We start from the raw sequence: 18,800 nt of genomic DNA on the forward strand, positions 1-18,800 counted from the left end.
AACGTTGCCGGCCAGCGGCCGGCACTACCGGAAGACATCACGCGGCGCGTCGCAGGGTTTCAGTCAGCGACTCGATGCTGGCGGCCTTGGGTTTGACCAGCCAGAACTTGCCGATGTAATCGCGGAACTCGTCCAGGATCTGCTGCGCCCAGATGCTGCCGGTCAGCTCGCGGTGGCGGCCGATCAGGCGGTGCAGGTGCTGGCGGTAGTTCTCGAAGCCTTCGGCGGAGACGCGATGGATGTCGATCAGTTCGTGGTTGTAGCGATCGACGAAATCGCGGTCCACGTCCAGCACGTAGGCCAGGCCACCGGTGAAGCCGGCACCGAAGTTCAGGCCGACCTTGCCCAGCACCAGCACCACGCCGTCGGTCATGTACTCGCAGCAGTGATCACCGGCACCCTCGACCACCGCCAGCGCGCCGGAGTTGCGCACCGCGAAACGCTCGCCCGCGCGACCCGCGGCGAACAGCTCGCCACCGGTGGCGCCATACAGGCAGGTGTTGCCGATGATCGCGGTGCTGCGTGCCTCGAAGCGGGCGCCACGTGGCGGACGCACCACCAGGCGGCCACCGGCCATGCCCTTGCCGACGTAGTCGTTGGCTTCACCCTCCACTTCCAGGTGCAGGCCACCGACATTGAAGGCACCAAAACTCTGCCCGGCGCTGCCGCGGAAGCGCAGTTCCAGCGGTGCCTCGGCCATGCCCTGGTTGCCGTGCGCGCGCGCCACTGCACCGGCCAGGCGGGTGCCGATGCTGCGGTCGGTGTTGTGGATCAGGAAGCGGTGCTCGCCACCACGCTTGTGCTCGATGGCCGGCGCCAGCAGGCCATCCATCTGCGTGGCCAGGCTGTCCGGCGATTCGTACAGGCGCTGCGCGGCGCAGTGGCTGCCCTCGTAGCGGCTGTCGGCCAGCAGGCGTGACAGGTCCACGCGCACGCCGTCACGGGGTGCCGTTTCGATCTGCCGCAGCAGGTCGGTGCGGCCCACGATATCTTCCAGCGAACGCGCACCCAGGAACGACAGCCAACCGCGCACTTCCTCGGCCAACAGGCGGAAGAAGTTCTCCACGCGCTCGGGCTGGCCGGTGAAGTGGTTCTCGCGCAGGCGCTCGTCCTGGGTGGCCACGCCGGTGGCGCAGTTGTTGAGGTGGCAGATGCGCAGGTACTTGCAGCCCAGCACGATCATCGGCGCGGTGCCGAAGCCGAAGCTGTCCGCGCCCAGCAGCGCGGCCTTGACCACGTCCAGGCCGGTCTTCAGGCCGCCATCGGTCTGCAGCAGGGTACGCCCGCGCAGGTCGTTGGCCAGCAGCGCCTGGTGCGCTTCGGCCACGCCCAGCTCCCACGGTACACCTGCATAGCGGATCGAGCTGACCGGCGAGGCACCGGTGCCGCCGTCATGGCCGGAGATGGTGATCAGGTCCGCACCGGCCTTGACCACGCCAGCGGCAATCGTACCCACACCGGCATGGCTGACCAGCTTTACCGACACCAGCGCGGTCGGGTTGACCTGCTTGAGGTCGTAGATCAGCTGGGCCAGGTCTTCGATCGAATAGATGTCGTGGTGCGGCGGCGGCGAGATCAGGCCGATGCCCGGGCGCGCGTAGCGCAGGCGGGCGATCAGCTCGTTGACCTTGTGGCCGGGCAGCTGGCCGCCTTCGCCGGGCTTGGCGCCCTGCGCGACCTTGATCTGCAGCACCTCGGCGTTGACCAGGTACTCAGCGGTGACACCGAAGCGGCCCGAGGCCACCTGCTTGATCTTGCTGCGCTTTGCGGTGCCATAGCGGGCGGGATCCTCACCGCCTTCGCCGGAATTGCTGCGGCCACCGAGGCGGTTCATGGCAATGGCCAGCGCCTCGTGCGCTTCCGGCGACAGTGCGCCCAGGCTGATCGCAGCAGTATCGAAGCGCGGGAACAGGGTACTGGCCGGGGCGACCTCGTCCAGCGGCACGGGCGTGGCCGCCGGTACCAGTTCCAGCAGGTCGCGCAGCGCCGACGGCGGCCGCGCATGCACGGCATCGCAGTACTGCTGCCACGCACGCGGGTCACCGCTGCGCGCCGCGCGCTGCAGGGTGGTCACCACATCCGGGTTGTACATGTGGTACTCGCCGCCGTGCACGTACTTCAGCAGGCCGCCAACATCCACGTCCTGCTGTGCGTCCCAGGCCTGCGCGCACAGCTCGCGCGCGTCGGCATCCAGGCGTGCGAAGCCGGCGCCGCCGATGCGCGAGGCGGTATCCGGGAAGCACAGGTCCACCACCTCCGGCTCCAGGCCGATGATCTCGAACAGCTGCGCGCCGCGGTAGCTGGCCACGGTACAGATGCCCATCTTCGAGATGATCTTCGACAGGCCCTTGTACACGCCCTTGCGGTAGCGGCGGCCGATCTGCGACTGCTCACCGCCCTTGCTCAGCTTGAGGATGCCGCGGCGACCCAGGTCGAACAGGGTCTGGTAGGCCAGGTACGGATACACCGCCGTGGCGCCGAAGCCGAGCAGGCAGGCCATGTGGTGCGGGTCGCGCGCGGTGCCGGTCTCGACGATGAGGTTTACGTCGCAGCGCAGGCCCAGCCGCGAGAGGTGGTGGTGGATGGCACTGGTGGCCAGCAGCGCATGCACCATCGGCCGCCCGGCCACCGGGTAGCGGTCGGACAGCAGCAGCATCACCATGCCATCGCGCGCGGCCTGTTCGGCTTCGCTGCAGATGCGCTCGATGCCAGCGCGCAGGCCCTCGTCTTCGCTGTAGGACAGGTCGAGCAGGCGATTGGCCTGCACGTACTGGTCCATCTTCAGCAGCTGGCGCAGCTTGCGCTGGCTGAGCACCGGCGAATTGAGGATGACGTGGTTCACCGTCTCCGGGCCGGCATGGAAGATGTTGGTCTCCTTGCCGAGCTGGGTGGACAGCGACATCGCGCAGTCTTCGCGCAGCGGGTCGATCGGCGGGTTGGTGACCTGCGCGAAGGCCTGGCGGAAATAGTCGTACAGCGGGCGACTGCGCTGGCTCAGCACCGCCATTGGTGTGTCGTCGCCCATCGAGCCGGTGGCTTCCTGCTCGGTCTCGGCCAGCGGCCGCAGCACCTGCTCCACTTCCTCGCTGCTGAGCTGGTACAGCTTGTGGTAGCTGCGCAGGGTACCTTCGTCGAAGGGTTCTTCCACCAGCGAGGGGTCGATCAGTTCGGTCTGCAGGTAGGTCACGCCCTGCTGCAGCCACTGCTTGTACGGCGCGCGACCACGGTTGATGCGGTCGACCGCGTCGGAGTCGAGCAGGTCACCACGCTTGAGGTCGATGGCCACCATTTCGCCTGGGCCGAGCTTGCCCTTGCGCACCACGCGTTCGGTCGGCACTTCCCACACGCCGGCTTCGGAGGCGACCAGGAAGTGGCGGTCGGCGGTCAGCATCCAGCGCGCCGGGCGCAGGCCGTTGCGGTCGAGGGTGCACACGGCGTAGCGGCTGTCGCAGGCGACGATGCCGGCCGGGCCGTCCCACGGTTCGCTGTTCAGGCCGTGAAACTCGTAGAAGGCCGCCAGATCCGGGTCCTTGAATTCCAGCGACTGCGTGGCCGGCGGCACCAGGATGCGCAGCGCCTGGATCAGCTCCATGCCCCCGGCGACCATCAGCTCCAGCATGTTGTCCAGGCTCTGCGAATCCGAACCGTGCATGGAGATCACTGGATCGAACTCGGCGATGTCGAAGCGGGGCGTCTTCCACACCTTGCTGCGCGCCTGCGCCCAGCGACGGTTGCCTTCGATGGTGTTGATCTCGCCGTTGTGGGCGAGCATGCGGAACGGGTGGGCCAGCGGCCAGCGCGGCAGCGTGTTGGTGGAGAAGCGCTGGTGGAACACGATGGCGCTGGAGGCCAGTTCGCGGCGTTGCAGGTCCGGGAAGAAGCGGCTGAGCTTGTCCGGCAGCACCATGCCCTTGTAGCTGATCGCATCCGGGGTGAGGGTGGTGACGTAGAAGTCAGCGTGTTCGCGCAGCAGCTGCTCGCTGCGGCGACGGGCCAGGAACAGGGCCAGTGCGAAGCCGGCATCATCCTGGCCGACGCCGGCGTCGACGAACACCTGTTCGATGCGCGGCAGCGTGTCGCGTGCCAGTTGGCCGCAGACGCTGTCGTCGGTAGGCACCTCGCGCCAGCCGGCGACCTTGCAGCCCACCGCTTCCACCTGCGCCTGCAGCTGCGCGCGGCAGGCCTGCGCAGCGTCGGCGTCGTGCGGCAGGAACACCAGGCCGGCGGCGAAGCGTGCGGAGACCGCGATGTCGGCTTCGCTGGCCAGCAGTTTCAGGAAGGCATCGGGGCGGCGCAGCAGCAGGCCACAGCCATCACCGGTCAGGCCATCGGCGGCGACACCGCCACGGTGGGTCATGCGCGAAAGCGCGGCGATGGCGGTGTCAACCAACAGGCGCGATGGTTGATCGTCGAGCTGGGCGACCATGCCAAATCCACAGGCATCGCGCTCGGAGCGCGGGTCGTAAAGCCCTTGGCGGTTGCGGGGGGCCATCTCTACCTCGATGCGTATAGGGTTGGCGGCGACACTCGTCCCCGCTCATTCCCTGGAGCGCATCGTGAGGCCACCGGATGCCTCGACTAGATCACAGGTTGCTGCAACGCCGCAATACACGGTTGCAGGTGCAACAGAACGCGCCGGCAACCCAGTGCCGGCGCGGGGCCGGAGTCAGCCGCAGCGCGCGCCGCTGACGGCGCCCTTGGCGTCCACTTCGATGTTCAGGCGGTCGCCGAGGAACTCCATCGTGGCCACGTCGTTGGGCTTCAGTACGCGCACCTGGCTGGCACCTGCATCTTCCTGTGCCTGTTTGCCCAGTGCATCGGTGTAGGCCTGGCCGACCAGGCTCTGCACCTGGCTGGCATCGCAGGTACCGACCGGCGGCGCCTCGGTGGCCTTGCCGGCTTCGTCGGCCGGCGCCTTGGCGGCTTCGGCGGCCTGCTGGGCATGGGCCGTGGCCGAATCCTGTTCATCCAGCGCCGGTGCCTGGCAGGCGGTCAGGGCCAGCACGGCCGGCAGCAACAGGGCGGAGAGCGAACGGGCGCGAATCGGGAACGACATCATGACTCCGGAAGGGGTTGTGAAGACCCGAGCATAGCGGCGAACCGGCCCTCACGTGTTTGTCTTGTGTTATCGACAGGATCGCGGCATGGCGACAGCGACACTACAGGCATGCCAACTCCCTCCACCCCCGAGCGACAGGCCGCGCGCGCGGCCGGCCTGCGCTATGTCGACGACACCCAGCCGGGCATCAGCCGGCGCCGCGCCGGCAAGGGTTTCAGCTACCGCGATGCTGATGGCCACGCGATACGCGACGCCACCACCCTGCAGCGCATCCGTGCGCTGGCGGTTCCGCCCGCCTACACCGCCGTGTGGATCTGTGCCCACGCCAACGGCCACCTGCAGGCCACCGGCCGCGATGCGCGCGGGCGCAAGCAGTACCGCTACCACGCTGACTGGGCCAAAGAGCGGGATGCCGGCAAGTTCGACCGCATCATTGCGTTTGGCGAGGCGTTGCCCGCGCTGCGGCGGCGGTTGTCACGGGATCTCAAGCGGCCTGGGTTTCCGCAGGAAAAGGTGCTGGCCATGGTGGTCGCGCTGTTGGCGGATACCCTGGTGCGGGTCGGCAATGAAACCTATGCACAACAGAACCGTTCGTTCGGACTGACCACACTGCGCAACCGCCATCTGGAACTGCTGCGCGGTGGCCGGGTGCGCATGCGCTTCCGCGGCAAGTCGGGGCAGCTGCAGGAGGTGACCGTGGGCGACCGCAGGCTGGGGCTGCTGGTGCGGCGCCTGCAGCAGCTGCCGGGGCAGGCGCTGTTCCAGTACCGCGATGACGACGGTGCGCTGCAGCCGGTGGATTCCGGCGCGGTGAACGACTACCTGCGCGAGGTGATGGGCGAGGACTTCACTGCCAAGGACTTCCGCACCTGGGGCGGCACGGTGGCGGCGGTGCAGGCGTTTGCCGCGACCGAGCTGCCGGAACCGGCCAGCCAGCGCGCGCTGGCGCAGGCGCAGCGCGCGGTGGTGTGCGAGGTGGCAGCGCTGCTGGGCAACACGCCGGCGGTGTGCCGCAAGGCCTACATCGACCCGTGCGTGTTCGCCGGCTGGGAACGCGGCGAACTGGCCACGCTGGCCGGCCTGCGCGGGCCGCGCCAGTGGGAACAGGCCACCCTGCGCGTGCTGCGCAGGGCGCGCAGGCTCAGCCGCAGTAGATTGCGGTGATGTTGTTGGTGCGGCCCTTTTCGATGGTCAGGCGGTCGCCGCCTTCGTGCGCCGGTGGCACCCGCGGGCCGTCGTGGCGCAGCACCCGCACGTGCAGGCTGTCGCTGTCCACGCGTGCGCGGGCCACGGTGGCGTCCGAAGCGGCCAGGCCGAGTGCGCCGCGCACCATGTCGCTGTGGCACTGCCCGGAAATGACGCCGTCGATCGGCTGCACCTGCGCCATTGGCGTGCTGCTGCAGGCGGCAAGGGCAAAGCAGGCGGCGGCGGTGGCGATGGCAAGTTTCATGGAGGCGTTCCTTGTTTGATTGCGTGCAGGGTGCGACGTCAGACGTGGTGGCGGAATGAATGCCGTGCACATCGTGGACACGGCGCGCTCACCGCCGCCAACAGCGTGGGTGGAGACACTGCAGGAGCGGCAAGGGCCGCCCCCGGTAGTGCCGGCCGCTGGCCGGCAGCCCCTTTCCCTCCCGAGGAGACCTGCATGGCCACCACCAAGAAAGCCCCCGTCCGTCGCAAAGCCTCGCCCAAGGTGCGCAAAGGCAGCACCGCAAGCAAGACTGTCGCCGCCCCCGATCGCCCGCGCGTGGTGAAGACCGCCACCCGTAAGGCGGCCGCCAGCGATCCACGCGCAGCGCGCGTCGCGGCCCGGCAGCGGCGCCTGCAGGACCAGGAGAAGGCCAAGGACGTGCGCGCGGCAAAAAAAGCAACGAAGAAGACCGCGACCCAGGCCGGTGCGCGCCGGCAACCGGAGGCGATGCCGGCGCAGCAGCTGGCCAAGCCTGGGCATGAACACGAACTGGAGCTGGCGCCGCGTTTCCTTGCACCGGACTACGCCGGCAGCGGCAAGCTGCAGGGCATGCGCGCGATCATCACCGGTGGCGATTCTGGTATCGGCCGTGCGGTGGCAGTACTGTTCGCACGCGAAGGCGCCGATGTGGCGGTACTGCATTTGGACGAGGCCGAGGACGCGGACATCACCCGCCAGCACGTGGAGCGCGAAGGCGGTCGCTGCGTGGTGATCGCCGGTGACGTGCGCGATCCGCGCTTCTGCAACAAGGCGGTCAAGCAGGTGGCCAAGGCGTTCGGCGGCATCGACATCCTGGTCAACAACGCCGCGTTCCAGCTGCATTGCGAGCGGCTGGAAGACCTGGAAGACGCGCATCTGCAGGAAACCCTGCAGACCAACATCGGCGGTTACATCCAGATGGCGCGCGCGGTGCTGCCGCACCTGGGCGAGGGTGCCAGCATCATCAACACAGGATCGGAAACGGGAATCTTCGGCAGCAAGGCGCTGATCGACTACTCGGCCACCAAGGGCGCGATCCATGCGTTCACCAAGGCGCTGGCCAGCCAGCTGCTGCCACGTGGCATCCGGGTCAACTGCGTGGCGCCGGGGCCGGTGTGGACGCCGTTGAACCCCGCCGACAAGCAGGCCGAAGATGTTGCGGAGTTCGGCAAGGACAGTGACATGGGGCGGCCCGCACAACCCGAAGAACTGTCGCCCGCCTATGTGTTCCTGGCTTCGCCGGTCTGTGCCAGTTACATCAGCGGGGTGATCCTGCCGGTGATGGGCGGTCCGCGCGGCTGACGCGGCGGCGGTGCCGGCCGCTGGCCGGCAGCTATCCTCGGCGCATGCGAACAGAGGATGGGGTGGGCATGGACGGCACCGCTGAATACCTGTGGCTGCCGCCGGGCGCCACACCGCCCGAACGGGCCTGCTCCCCTTGCCGGGCCATTGTTGCTGTCGAAGCCGCCGTGGAGGCGGACTGGCAGGCGCCGATGAGCGATTGGCTGGTGCGCAGCGGTTGCCGCTACATGATGGCCTGGGGCATCGAGTGCAGCGGTTGGGATGATGCGGTGGACATGGCATCGCCGGAGGTCGAGTGCGCCGACTTCGTGATGACCACCTGGCATGATCGCGACACCCTGGCGGAGGTGTCGGCGTTCTGCGCCATTGCCCAGCACTCTACGCTGGAGCTGCCGCACACTCGGGTGTTGCATGTTGCTGGGGTGGCCGACCGGGCGCGCGTGCTTGCAGGTGTTCAGGGCGCTGTTGCAGCAGATGCGTAAAGATCGGCGATGCGCGGAATGAACCGCTGCGGTTGGCGCGTGGGAGCTGCATACTCGGCCCACCGGGCAGAAACGCCACATGGAAGATCACAACGGAGTTCGCACTCCCTGCACGATGATCAGCCTCGGCAGACCCTTCAGTCGCTTGGCCAGTGTCCTTGCGCTACTGCTGGCTTTCGCACCCTTCTGCATGGAAGCAAGCACTTTTGACATCGGCCTTGATGGAAAAAGCCCTTACCCGGAGCACTCACGCGACCAGATACTGGAGCTCCAGAGAAACTCTGATGGCCGAATGCTGCTTCGCGATGAACTGGATGCATTCAAGGCGGTGCTGGTCGAGCAGGGCTGGCCCACCTATCGCACCTCGGGGCCAGCCCTGATTGATGCGGCCGCCAAGCTGCTGGAGCGCTCTGGCCTGGATTGCGAGTTCCAGAAGTACATGCTTCGCGTTCTTGATCAGCAAGTCGGCGATGACATCCGTCCTGCAATCTATGCACGGCTTGCGGATCGTATCCATGCTTCCCACAATTCCAGCCAACTGTACGGCACCCTGCAGCAGCGGCTCGATGATGTGGCTACGGTTGATCCGCCAGTAGCCTCGTTGGGCTCCCTGCTGTTCTTCCGTGACTTCTACGGTCTGCCCAGCCTGGAGGAGGACCTGGCCTCGGGCGGCATCGATTACGAAGTGACCTTGTCACAGCCACCGGCGACGTACACCTGGCCCGACATCCGGACGCTGCTCGGTGAGCTGATCCAGCCCGATCAATCCTTGCGGGCAGCGCTAAGCGCTGCCCGCAGCAAGGGCGTTTCAGCAAAGGTCGAGCTGCTCAAGGAGGAGATCGCTGCCTCCGATCGAGAAGGCCTGTGAAGGATCAAGCAGGTATTCGAAGGCGTAGGCTTTCCGACGCGGGACATGGCGGGCATTGATGGTGTCTCTAGGGCCTTCCTCCTGGTCCAGCACGCGGATGAGGATCCAGCGTTCCAGAGGCGTGCGTTGGAGCTGGCCAAACCATTGATGGAGTCACGCGGCATGTCGCGACGCCAGTATGCAATGCTGGCTGACCGGGTTTCCCCTGGCAGAAGGCGAGCCGCAACTGTACGGCACGCAGATGACCCTTCAGAACGGCGTGTACGTGCTGCAGCCTACGTCCGATCTTGACGGTCTGGACAAGCGTCGATCGCAGATGGCGCTTGGCCCTTATCAGGCGATGCTCGATAGTGCCAACGCCAGTCGTCCTTGATTGAAATGTTGCGCCAACATCCTGGGCTTCCAGTGTTGAAGTATCCAGTTGATCTGCAGCATCGAATTGAAGTTTCGAGGGGATTCCTTGGCAGACATGTGGCTGGAGGTGGCGGCCGGGCGCGCCTGCTTGCTTGCAGATGTTCAGGGCGCTGTTGCGAAATACTCGCAGCGCAATGCGCACTTTTGATGTGGAGAACGTGATCGCGCGGACACGCGGAATCCGCAAATTCACACACAGAAGGAGTGAATGCATTGGATCATTTTCATGAACACGCGAAATGTGACGAGGTTATCGATGTCGCAATTGCCTTCACTCAAGTGTTGACGTGATGCGCTCGATGATCGATAAAAAGGCCCAACGCAACGGGAAAGGATGCCCCGATGTCACGACATCTTTTTCGCAGGGAAGTGATGCAGGCGAAGGGAAATCGTTGGCTGGGCCGCATCAACATGGTGCAGCCGATTCCGCTTTGGCTGTTTACCGCCTTCGCTGCCTGCTCAGCTGTTTCCGTCATTCTCTTCATTGCACTTGGCAGTTATACAAAGCGTGCCCGGGCCATGGGACAGCTTGTCCCTGTCGAAGGCATGTCCACTGTCATGGCACCCGCAAGCGGTGTCGTCTCTCTTCTCAAGGTCAGTGAGGGAGAGAATGTGCGTGCAGGTCAGGTGGTTGCCGTGCTCACCGTGCCAAGGGCAACGGTTGGCGAAGGTGATACCTCCGCCGCATTGGAGAAGCGCATCCGCGAGCGGGTCCAGGGATTGAAGGATGTGCAGGCTGCGGATCAATCCCAGCTCGATGCACAAAGTGACGGTCTCATTGCGCAGGTGGCTGCGGCGCAACGCGAGCTGGCGCAGTTCAAGGAGGAAATCCAGACAAGAAGCAGGCAGGTCGTACTGGCCGAAGAGACACTCTCGCGGCTGGAGAGACTGCGCGAAGGCAGTTACGTAAGCGAACTGCAGATCAAGCAGCAGCAGACACTGGCGCTTGAACAGCATGCCAGTGTGCAGGCCCTGCAGCGCCAGGCAATCACAACACAACGACTCATAGCGCAGTTGCAGGAGGCCATGCGCTCGCTGCCGCAAAAGCGTGAAGCCACCAGAGCCGGTCTGCGGGGCGCATTGGCCCAACTTGAACAGGAACACGTCGAGCTGCTCGCACGAGGTGAGCTGGTGCTTACCGCGCCGGTGGATGGAACGGTTGTCACGCAGGTGCTGAAGCCGGGCCAGTCGGTGACCATGGGCCAACCTCTGCTGAGTATCCTGCCGCAAGACGGCCGTCTGGAAGCTGGCCTGCTGGTGCCCAGTCGTGTCATCGGCTTCATTGATCCCGGCGATCGCGTACTGCTGCGTTACCAGGCGTACCCCTATCAGAAATTCGGTCACCATGAGGGAACAGTGCAGCGCGTCAGCCGCAGCGCGCTTACTGGGACAGAGCTGGAAATGCTGATGCCCGGCTCGACGATCCAAGGCGAACCGATGTACAGGGTCACCGTCGCACTCTCCAGTCAGGAGATGGACGCTTACGGTCGCATCGAGCGACTCAAGCCCGGCATGACACTTGAAGCTGACATCCTTGGCGAGCGCAGCAGCTTGGCCGAATGGATCTTTGCGCCACTGGTCGCACGAAGCAAACGGATCTTCTAGAGAAGGTCACCTCCACTCAACCCGTCCTGCCGTTGAAACCGAACGGGCGGACACGCAGAGGAAGCAGCGATGGAACTAGAGCAGCGGGAAAGGCTTGGGAGCGTACCGGATCTGGGCGATGTCGATGTTGTCGATGACCTGGTACCAGACGAACTTCGGCGCGACATCCTGCGACTGGTCCGTAAACCCATCTGGGCGTATGGATGGAAGTCGGTCAAGTCTGAAGACCGCTTCAGCTTCTGGCATGCGCATTTTGCCGGAGGCGACAAGGAAAGCCGTCAGGGGTGCCTGGCCGAACTTGCTGCAAACGAAGCTGCACGACCGATCCACGAGCTGTGGGAGTGCCTGTCGCAGACGGTGCTGGCCGGCCATGAACCCCTTCGTGTGTACGCCAATGCCCATACCTACGGCGTGGAGGGCTATGTTCATACAGACAATGCAGACAAGGAAAATTACTTCACTGTCGTCTACTACGCCCACGGAATCTGGCATCCCAACTGGTCGGGCGAGACAGCTTTCGTGGTGCCGGAGACGGGTGACATCACCCATGCTGTCTACCCGCGACCTGGGCGCCTGGTGGTGTTCCGGGGCGCCACGCCACACGTTGCACGTTCACCCAGCCGGGACTGTCCCGAGCTGCGCATCACCGTCGTGTTCAAGACCCAGCTCGCACAATGACCTTGCCCGTCGCCAACATGCCGGAGCGGCCCTCCCTGCAGATGCTGCAGGAGTACCTGTCACTCCTGCGCGCTGACCAGGTGCCGCACTCGGGGCGAACGCTGAAGGATCATCTGGAAGGAACGGGCCGCATTCTGCGGGAGTGGGGATGCGACGAGGCGGTATGCATCGCTGGCATGTTCCACAGCATCTACGGAACGAACGTGTTCGGATTCAAGCGTCTTGGGTGGAGTGATCGGCCGCTGGTGGGTCGGATGCTGGGCGAACGTGCCGAGCATTTGGTGTATCTGTTCTGCGTCAGTGATCGGCCCGGTGCGTTCCTCGAAGCGCTGGGTACCGGCATCATTCGCCACAGAACAAGCGGCGAAAGCTTCAGTGCGGGCGTGGATGTCTGTGCGGCGTTGCTTGAGATCGAATCCGCCAACCTCATCGAGCAGGGATGCGGCGAGCAGTTCCTGAAGCGACTGTCCGCATGGGTGAGCGCATATCCAGACCTTCCGCTGAGCGTTGGCCTGCGCTCGCTCCTTGCTGGGTACGCGGCGGCTGGAAAGGCGCCCGCCGCCCCTGGCAGGCCGACAGTGGAGGAACTCCATTGAACGCTTCATCCATCCGTCGGAAATTTGCAGTTGACCGTTTTGCGCGGCTTGAGCAGCTGGTGGCGGCAGAAGTGATGGATCTCTACTTCCAGTATGCGAAGAGCTATGCGCGCATGCCGAAGTACTATGAGCTGGAAACAGAAACCGCGTCGCTGGGGCGATATGCCGACGCCATGGGCGAGGTGCTGCTGGCCAAACTGTTGCCTGAGGTGGAAGACTGTGTAGGAAAGCGGCTGCATGCCACTTACTCGTTCCTGCGCTTCTACACGCCTGAATCGAGGCTGCGCAGACACACTGACCGCACATCCTGCGAATACACGCTGACCTTGACCGTTGGCAGCGAAGGTACACGGGCGCCCTGGCCGATCATGATTGAGACCCAGGAGGGTGTGCAGGCGTTCGACCTGGCTCCAGGTGATGGGCTCCTGTTCTCCGGACGTGAGCTGCCCCACTGGCGCGAATGCCTGCCAGAGGGAACCTGGCTCCAGCTCTTCCTGCATTACGTCGATGCAGACGGGCCGCATGCAGCGAACCGGTTCGATGGACGGAAATTTCTCGGACCGACGAGGCGATCAGTAGCATGACTGTTCTCATCAATGCTGGAACGCACGATACACACGCCAAGGCCGTCGTTTGGGGCTTGCGGCGCAAAGGAACGACCGTGTTTCATCTGGCGAGCGACAGGTTCTGCCAGACAACGGCCTTCAGCATCCGCGTAGGGGCTGCGCAAAGTGGTGCCACGCTCGCGATCGACGGAGAAACCGTAGCCCTTGATCAGCTGTCGGCAGTGTGGCATCGCCGCCCGTTTGAGGCGCTGCAGAACGCTGGCGTTCAACCAGAGGATGAGGTGTTCGCCCGAGGCGAATCGCAACTGATGCGCGAGGGGTTGTATCGATCCCTGGAGCTTGTCCCGGCAGTGAATCCATTGGATGCCCTTGTCCGGGCCGAAAACAAGATCCATCAGCTGAAGCACGCGGCCGAGCTTGGCTTCCAGCTTCCGGCCACGTTGATAAGCGGCTCACCTGAGGATGTCCGAGGTTTCCTTGCCCAACACGCGGAGTGCATTTACAAGCCGCTACGCGGCCATGTCTGGAAGTCCGATTCTGCTCGACGCGCGACCTACACCGCCAAGGTCAGCGAAGCAGATCTCCCGGCGGATTCACTGCTGCGCGCCGCCCCAGGCATCTATCAGGCCCGCGTGGAATATGCTTTCGAAGTCAGGGCGCAGTTTTTCGGCCGCCAGTGCGCTGCGATCCGTATCGAGCAGCCGACGGATGGCAGTCTCGACTGGCGGCGCAGCCAGGGCACGATTGACACCTGCGAAGTGGTGGATGTCCCGCTCGACCTGCAGCAACGCTGCCATCGTCTGATGGAAGCGCTCGGCCTCGTGGCGGCGGGGTTCGATTTTCTCGTTACGGACGATGGGCGCTGGATCTTCCTTGAGATCAATCAGGCCGGACAGTTCCTTTTCGTCGAACAGTGGTGCCCTGGATTGCCGATGCTGGACATGTTCTGTGAGTTCATCCGTGCACCGTCGCTGCAGTGGCGATACGACATGGGACATGCGCATCGCCGGATCTCCTATTCGGAATTCATCGAGAGCACTTCAGTGATTACGTCCTGACCCCGGCAGGTGGGACGTCAACCCATTGCGTCAGGCGCCTGGCGTGATCCACCGACAACACTCCTGTTGTCGAAAATCGAGGAGAAAATGGCATGAAGAACGAAGATATCAAGAAGGACCTGGAGTCGCGCGTGCTTGGTCACATTCTTTCCCAGGAAGAAATGGAGCAGGTAGGCGGCGGCGATGGCGATGGAATTCCGACGCTCCCGCCGGTGAAGACGACGCCGGCCAGTGACAACGGAACCACGCATCCGGTCCTTGAGTAACTGAATACGGCGAGTGCTGCGATGCCTGGCCGTCAAGGTGGGCGTCGCGGCCTCGCTTTTCCGGAGAACGGAGCTGAAGCGCAATGCAGCTGGAGCATTCCATCCTGAAGGGCCATTGCCCGCACCTGGCAATCATCGACGTTGCCGCTCGGCTCGCGGGGTGCTCAGTGCAGTCTTCTGACGTCGCGCTGCTGGGCGCACCCCGCAGGTACACGGAAACTTTCTCCCTGCAGCGAGCTGCAGGCATCCTTGGTGATCTGGGCATCGTCAGTGTCGCGGTTCGCACCGACCTCGGCGGATTGGCACAACTGCGATTTCCCGCCCTGGCCCAAGTGCGGTCCGGTACACGCCAGGAGTTCGTCGTAGTGAGCCGCATCGACGATCATGCGATCGTCTACTACAGCGGCCGCCTAGGATGGCAGTTGGACGGCCTGAGTTCGTTTTCCAAGCGCTGGACAGGCGTAGCTCTCACCCTTGAGGCTGCTGTCCGTGGGCCTTGCCGCGTAGGTAGGGACGCAGCGCTGCTTTCAGATCTTGAGATTCAACTCATCCAGGATTTCATGACGGTGGACGAATGCGAGGAACTCATGGCCAGCGCGTCACCTGCGTTCCGCAAGAGCATGGTCAGTGCGGATGGCAGCTTGCAGAGTGAGGTCATGTCCAGCGGCCGCACAAGTGAATCGGCGGCCTGCTCGGGGGACCTGTGTGCCCGCATCACCGATCGCGCGGCGGAGCTGCTTGGCTGTGCGAGCACGTTGTTCGAGCCGATCCAGTGCGTCAGGTATGAGATGGGACAGAAGTTCGCCCCACACTATGATGTTCCCCTGGATGCAGGACTGCCAGATCAGTCCACGCGCGCATGGACACTTCTTGCGTACCTCAACGATGGGTTCGAAGGCGGGGAAACCCTCTTTCCTGCCTTCGACCTGAGTGTGCGCCCTCTTCGTGGCGCCCTGCTCATGTTCCGTAACCGTGGCCGACAACAGCGAAGCGTCAATCCGGGTGCGCTGCATGCGGGCCAACCGGTGACCCGCGGGAGCAAGTATGCCTGCAATATCTGGTGTTCAGATGCCAATTAGATGCCTGATCGCGGTCTTCTTTCTGTTCCATGCAGCCGTCGCCCCCGCCTTGGCCGATGCTGCTCCAAGCCTGCCTCCGGTTGCGCAACATCCAGTGTCATCGAAGCCAATGGTGCTTCCGAAGGCCACGGAACTGCCTGTCGGCCCCGCGGGCACCTGGCGGTCTCCAGTGTCTAACGGCGTGGATCGGCAGATCGCGGTACTGAGTGCGCCCGCCGGCGGATTCAAAGTGGTGTATGCGCAGTATCTCCGCGGCGACATGGACTCATCACGGCTGATGCAGATCCGGTCCTCTGATGGTCGCCTCATGGACCAGCCTGAGCCGCTGTCGTTTGGTTCAGTGCTGGAGGATGCTCCGGTGCTCGTTCACATCGATAACGATGCGTGGCTCTACTTTGCAGGCAGTGACGCTGATTTCAGCAATATCACGCTTTGGCGCGCGCGGGCCACGCCGCAGGGGTTTGGGGCGCCACAGCGGCTGCCGGATGTCCCGGGACTGACCCAGCTGGTCCAGGCACCTCGATGGGTGCAGGCAGAAGGCGATCTCTATCTGACATTCCGTGGAATGGGAACCGGTCCTCGCTGGATGTCGATGCGCAATGCCCGATCACCATCGGAGTTTCAGGGGGCGGCATCGACACCCGTGGCGTATCCGCGCGTGGTGCCGCTGGGCCAGCATGGCTGCTTCATGAGTTATCAGAAGGCGCCCGAAGGTGGCTACATGACAACGCTGTACAGCGTCAGCCCCGACTGCAGAACCTGGTCCGGCCCTGTGGAGCTTTCGCCAGCAAAGTCTCCGAACAAGCCGGATGTCCACGACGGGTTCGCGCTGCCTCGACAGGACGGCGGCGTGGACATCTACTATGTCTACCCTTCCTACAAGGGCGCCACAGCGCGGTTTCCCGTCAGTTTCGATCTGTACAGGCGCGCAGTGGATGTGCAGGGCAGGGCAGGTCCCGAGCAGCTCCTGACGGAACGGCTTGCCTACAATCCATTCGCTCCTTCCGCGCATCGAATGCCGGATGGGTCTGTCCTGGTCTCGTTCTCGGACATCGAGGCGCGCGGCGATGCTGGTGTGACCAAGGGACGACTGACGCTCTTCCGGATTTCCGGAGATGCGCCGATGGAGCCTGAGCGCCCTGGGCACCGCGACAGTGACAGCTGACGTGATCGTGTCGTCCGTCATGCCCCTTTCCCGGCAATCCAAGCGGCTGCGCACATGAAGGTCATCCTGCAGTCTGAAAGCGCCGAATGCGGGTTGGCCGCATTGGCGATGGTGGCTGACCACCATGGCCAGCACGGTGGGCTGGCCGTGCTGCGCCAGCGGTTTAATCTTTCGCTGAAAGGGCTGCGTCTGGATCGGCTGGTTCAGATCTCCCAGCAGATTGGCTTTTCGGCGCGCGCGATTCGAGTCGAACTCGAAGAACTGGGGAAGCTGACGACTCCGTGCATACTGCACTGGGACATGAACCATTTCGTGGTTCTGAAAACGGTGCGTGCATCAGGGATCGTCATTTGTGATCCCGCCGTCGGTGAGCGGAAACTCAGCTACCGCGAGGCATCGGAGCACTTTACCGGAGTTGTGCTGGAGCTGACACCGACGGCCGAGCTCAAGCCCGTGAAGCGCGCACCGGCGATCAGCCTGCAGCAATTGACTGGCGCGGTGCGCGGCATGTGGCGCTCGTTGGCCCAGGTTCTGATTCTGTCGCTGGCGTTGCAGGTTTTCGTCGTGCTGGCGCCATTCCTGCTGCAATGGGTGGTGGATCAGGCACTTGTCTCGGCGGATCGTGACATGCTCACCGTCCTCGGGATTGGATTTGGCATCGCCCTGCTTCTGCAGGTTGCAATCAACCTGCTGCGTGGCTGGTCTGTGGTCTATCTTTCCACGCATTTCGGATTGCAGTGGACGAACAATATTTTCGCCCACCTGATGCGTCTGCCGTTGGCATTCTTCGAGAAACGTCACCTTGGTGACATCACCTCACGCCTTGGCTCCATCCGTGAGATCAGGACGGTCATCACCACCAGTTTCGTGGAGGGCATCATTGACGGTCTCATGGCGATCATGACCTTCGCGCTGATGCTCATCTACTCATGGGAACTGGCGATGGTGACGCTGTGTGCCGTGGCCGTCTATGCGGGTGCCCGATCTCTGTCCTACCGTGAGTTCCGTAATCGGACCGAGCAGCAGCTGATGGTCGGTGCCCGGCAGCAGACGCATCTGCTCGAGTCACTCCGCGGTATACAGAGCCTGAAGGTAGCGGGTCAGGAGCCGCAGCGGCGTGCTGCCCACGAGAATCTGATGGTTGACACCGTCAACGAAGAGTTGAGGTTGGCCCAGATGGGCCTGGGCTTTACGAGCATCAACCAGCTGGTGTTCGGCATTGAGCGGATCGCCGTGATCTGGATCGGTGCGTTGCTTGCGATGTCAAATGTGTTCACCGTCGGCATGCTGATCGCTTACCTCGCATACCGGGAGCAGTTTTCGCAGCGTGTCGGCAATCTCGTCGACAAGTGGGTTGAGTTCCGGATGCTGCGCCTGCATGGTGAACGTCTGTCGGACATCGTACTGTCCGAGCCCGAGGATTGCGGAGAGGGAATCGCCCCGGCCTTGCCCGGTGAGATGGGCGTGGAGGTTGAGAATCTTTCCTTCCGCTATGGCAACGGTGAGCCCTGGATATTCCGCAACTGCAGTTTTGTTGTGAAGCCAGGGGAATCGTTGGCGCTCATCGGTGGATCAGGATGCGGCAAGACAACGCTCATGAAGCTCATGCTCGGTCTTCTTGAGCCTACGGAGGGAAGTATCCGCATTGGTGGACAGACGCTGCGCGGCGCTGGCGCTCGGCGCCTGCGTGAAGCCATCGGCGCGGTAATGCAGGATGACCAGCTTTTCGCCGGCAGCATTGCAGAGAACATATCCTTCTTTCAGGGAGCTGCCGAACAGGAGCGTGTGGAGCACGCGGCGCGGCTGGCGGCGATCCATGACGATGTAATGGGCATGCCCATGGGCTATCACAGCCTGATAGGCGACATGGGAAGCACATTGTCCGGCGGGCAGAAGCAGCGGCTTATTCTTGCCAGGGCGCTTTACCGTGAGCCCAGCGTTCTGTTTCTGGACGAAGCGACAAGCCATCTTGATGTCGCCAATGAGCGTCTGGTAAATGATGCTGTCGATAGACTTCGTCTGACGCGGATCATTGTCGCCCATCGCCCCGAGACAATAGAGCGGGCAGATCGGGTGATGGTGGTTGAAAACGCCGACGTCGTGCTGGCGACCCCAGTGCGAGCGAGCAATCTCAGGCTGAAGGCTGCGCAATCATCCGGACAGGTACCGGAGAGCCACTGAGCACGTGGCTTTGGATCCCGTTATCCCTTGA

The 18,800-nt window shown here is 63.8% G+C and carries 17 protein-coding genes; 14 read left to right on the forward strand and 3 right to left on the reverse strand.

From position 1 onward, the window contains the following. Nucleotides 1-37 precede the first annotated feature (37 nt). Together gltB and N5D20_RS01300 are read right to left on the reverse strand one after the other, a co-directional pair. On the reverse strand, nt 38-4,492 hold the full coding sequence (gene gltB, locus N5D20_RS01295; protein WP_197579501.1) for a glutamate synthase large subunit: 4,455 nt from the start codon (nt 4,490-4,492) through the stop codon (nt 38-40). 174 nt (nt 4,493-4,666) lie between these two features. Continuing rightward, nucleotides 4,667-5,056, reverse strand: a complete 390-nt coding sequence (locus N5D20_RS01300) for an I78 family peptidase inhibitor (protein WP_029380146.1) — start codon at nt 5,054-5,056, stop codon at nt 4,667-4,669. 111 nt (nt 5,057-5,167) lie between these two features. Between N5D20_RS01300 and N5D20_RS01305 the strand changes: the two genes are divergently transcribed. After that, nucleotides 5,168-6,223: a DNA topoisomerase IB gene (locus N5D20_RS01305; RefSeq protein ID WP_197579500.1), complete on the forward strand. Its 1,056-nt coding sequence runs from the start codon at nt 5,168-5,170 to the stop codon at nt 6,221-6,223. Here N5D20_RS01305 and N5D20_RS01310 read toward each other — a convergent pair. After that, entirely contained in the window at nt 6,201-6,509 is a 309-nt protein-coding gene (locus N5D20_RS01310; protein ID WP_057504376.1) for a hypothetical protein, read from the reverse strand. The two genes, N5D20_RS01305 and N5D20_RS01310, sit on opposite strands and share 23 nt — an antisense overlap. A gap of 195 nt (nt 6,510-6,704) precedes the next feature. Between N5D20_RS01310 and N5D20_RS01315 the strand changes: the two genes are divergently transcribed. The 13 genes from N5D20_RS01315 to N5D20_RS01375 all read left to right on the forward strand — a co-directional run bounded on the left by N5D20_RS01315 (nt 6,705) and on the right by N5D20_RS01375 (nt 18,769). After that, complete coding sequence (locus N5D20_RS01315; RefSeq protein ID WP_043397836.1) at nt 6,705-7,811, forward strand: SDR family oxidoreductase; 1,107 nt, start codon at nt 6,705-6,707, stop codon at nt 7,809-7,811. A 68-nt stretch (nt 7,812-7,879) separates the two neighbouring features. Next, nucleotides 7,880-8,293 carry a hypothetical protein gene (locus N5D20_RS01320; RefSeq protein ID WP_097048126.1) on the forward strand — a complete coding sequence of 138 codons (414 nt, stop codon included), beginning with the start codon at nt 7,880-7,882 and terminating at the stop codon, nt 8,291-8,293. 79 nt (nt 8,294-8,372) lie between these two features. Further along, a complete protein-coding gene (locus N5D20_RS01325; RefSeq protein ID WP_191863636.1) occupies nt 8,373-9,161 on the forward strand; it encodes a DUF6624 domain-containing protein in 789 nt (262 codons plus the stop codon). A gap of 178 nt (nt 9,162-9,339) precedes the next feature. Beyond that, nucleotides 9,340-9,534, forward strand: coding sequence for a hypothetical protein (locus N5D20_RS01330; protein WP_049398575.1), 195 nt, complete (start codon nt 9,340-9,342; stop codon nt 9,532-9,534). Between the two features lie 383 nt (nt 9,535-9,917). Then, on the forward strand, nt 9,918-11,180 hold the full coding sequence (locus tag N5D20_RS01335; RefSeq protein ID WP_053448414.1) for an HlyD family efflux transporter periplasmic adaptor subunit: 1,263 nt from the start codon (nt 9,918-9,920) through the stop codon (nt 11,178-11,180). Nucleotides 11,181-11,249: 69 nt separating this feature from the next. Beyond that, nucleotides 11,250-11,858, forward strand: coding sequence for a 2OG-Fe(II) oxygenase (locus tag N5D20_RS01340; RefSeq protein WP_141401631.1), 609 nt, complete (start codon nt 11,250-11,252; stop codon nt 11,856-11,858). Beyond that, complete coding sequence (locus N5D20_RS01345) at nt 11,855-12,454, forward strand: DUF6817 domain-containing protein (RefSeq protein ID WP_191863635.1); 600 nt, start codon at nt 11,855-11,857, stop codon at nt 12,452-12,454. Before N5D20_RS01340 ends, N5D20_RS01345 begins: the two co-directional genes overlap by 4 nt. Beyond that, nucleotides 12,451-13,038, forward strand: coding sequence for a hypothetical protein (locus tag N5D20_RS01350; RefSeq protein WP_191863634.1), 588 nt, complete (start codon nt 12,451-12,453; stop codon nt 13,036-13,038). Before N5D20_RS01345 ends, N5D20_RS01350 begins: the two co-directional genes overlap by 4 nt. After that, nucleotides 13,035-14,078 carry an MvdC/MvdD family ATP grasp protein gene (locus N5D20_RS01355; protein WP_053448418.1) on the forward strand — a complete coding sequence of 348 codons (1,044 nt, stop codon included), beginning with the start codon at nt 13,035-13,037 and terminating at the stop codon, nt 14,076-14,078. The genes N5D20_RS01350 and N5D20_RS01355 overlap by 4 nt, the downstream gene beginning before the upstream one ends. Nucleotides 14,079-14,170: 92 nt before the next feature. After that, nucleotides 14,171-14,344 carry a hypothetical protein gene (locus N5D20_RS01360; protein WP_154582884.1) on the forward strand — a complete coding sequence of 58 codons (174 nt, stop codon included), beginning with the start codon at nt 14,171-14,173 and terminating at the stop codon, nt 14,342-14,344. A gap of 83 nt (nt 14,345-14,427) precedes the next feature. Continuing rightward, complete coding sequence (locus N5D20_RS01365) at nt 14,428-15,423, forward strand: 2OG-Fe(II) oxygenase (RefSeq protein ID WP_053448419.1); 996 nt, start codon at nt 14,428-14,430, stop codon at nt 15,421-15,423. Between the two features lie 181 nt (nt 15,424-15,604). Then, nucleotides 15,605-16,588 (forward strand): hypothetical protein, encoded by a 984-nt coding sequence (locus N5D20_RS01370; protein ID WP_141401632.1) that lies wholly within the window; start codon nt 15,605-15,607, stop codon nt 16,586-16,588. Nucleotides 16,589-16,642: 54 nt separating this feature from the next. After that, entirely contained in the window at nt 16,643-18,769 is a 2,127-nt protein-coding gene (locus tag N5D20_RS01375; protein ID WP_191863633.1) for a peptidase domain-containing ABC transporter, read from the forward strand. Nucleotides 18,770-18,800: the final 31 nt, after the last annotated feature.

The sequence above is a fragment of the Stenotrophomonas sp. GD03877 genome (assembly GCF_029840555.1).
Classification (GTDB): Bacteria; Pseudomonadota; Gammaproteobacteria; order Xanthomonadales; family Xanthomonadaceae; genus Stenotrophomonas; species Stenotrophomonas geniculata.

Excerpts from the sequence above, each read along its gene's own strand:
- N5D20_RS01355 (WP_053448418.1), top strand. The coding sequence starts at position 13,035 with ATGACTGTTCTCATCAATGCTGGAACGCACGATACACACGCCAAGGCC.
- N5D20_RS01325 (WP_191863636.1), top strand. The coding sequence starts at position 8,373 with ATGGAAGATCACAACGGAGTTCGCACTCCCTGCACGATGATCAGCCTC.
- N5D20_RS01330 (WP_049398575.1), top strand. The coding sequence starts at position 9,340 with ATGCAATGCTGGCTGACCGGGTTTCCCCTGGCAGAAGGCGAGCCGCAA.
- gltB (WP_197579501.1), bottom strand. The coding sequence starts at position 4,492 with ATGGCCCCCCGCAACCGCCAAGGGCTTTACGACCCGCGCTCCGAGCGC.
- N5D20_RS01310 (WP_057504376.1), bottom strand. The coding sequence starts at position 6,509 with ATGAAACTTGCCATCGCCACCGCCGCCGCCTGCTTTGCCCTTGCCGCC.
- N5D20_RS01365 (WP_053448419.1), top strand. The coding sequence starts at position 14,428 with ATGCAGCTGGAGCATTCCATCCTGAAGGGCCATTGCCCGCACCTGGCA.
- N5D20_RS01320 (WP_097048126.1), top strand. The coding sequence starts at position 7,880 with ATGGACGGCACCGCTGAATACCTGTGGCTGCCGCCGGGCGCCACACCG.
- N5D20_RS01315 (WP_043397836.1), top strand. The coding sequence starts at position 6,705 with ATGGCCACCACCAAGAAAGCCCCCGTCCGTCGCAAAGCCTCGCCCAAG.
- N5D20_RS01360 (WP_154582884.1), top strand. The coding sequence starts at position 14,171 with ATGAAGAACGAAGATATCAAGAAGGACCTGGAGTCGCGCGTGCTTGGT.
- N5D20_RS01340 (WP_141401631.1), top strand. The coding sequence starts at position 11,250 with ATGGAACTAGAGCAGCGGGAAAGGCTTGGGAGCGTACCGGATCTGGGC.
- N5D20_RS01305 (WP_197579500.1), top strand. The coding sequence starts at position 5,168 with ATGCCAACTCCCTCCACCCCCGAGCGACAGGCCGCGCGCGCGGCCGGC.
- N5D20_RS01300 (WP_029380146.1), bottom strand. The coding sequence starts at position 5,056 with ATGTCGTTCCCGATTCGCGCCCGTTCGCTCTCCGCCCTGTTGCTGCCG.
- N5D20_RS01375 (WP_191863633.1), top strand. The coding sequence starts at position 16,643 with ATGAAGGTCATCCTGCAGTCTGAAAGCGCCGAATGCGGGTTGGCCGCA.
- N5D20_RS01335 (WP_053448414.1), top strand. The coding sequence starts at position 9,918 with ATGTCACGACATCTTTTTCGCAGGGAAGTGATGCAGGCGAAGGGAAAT.
- N5D20_RS01345 (WP_191863635.1), top strand. The coding sequence starts at position 11,855 with ATGACCTTGCCCGTCGCCAACATGCCGGAGCGGCCCTCCCTGCAGATG.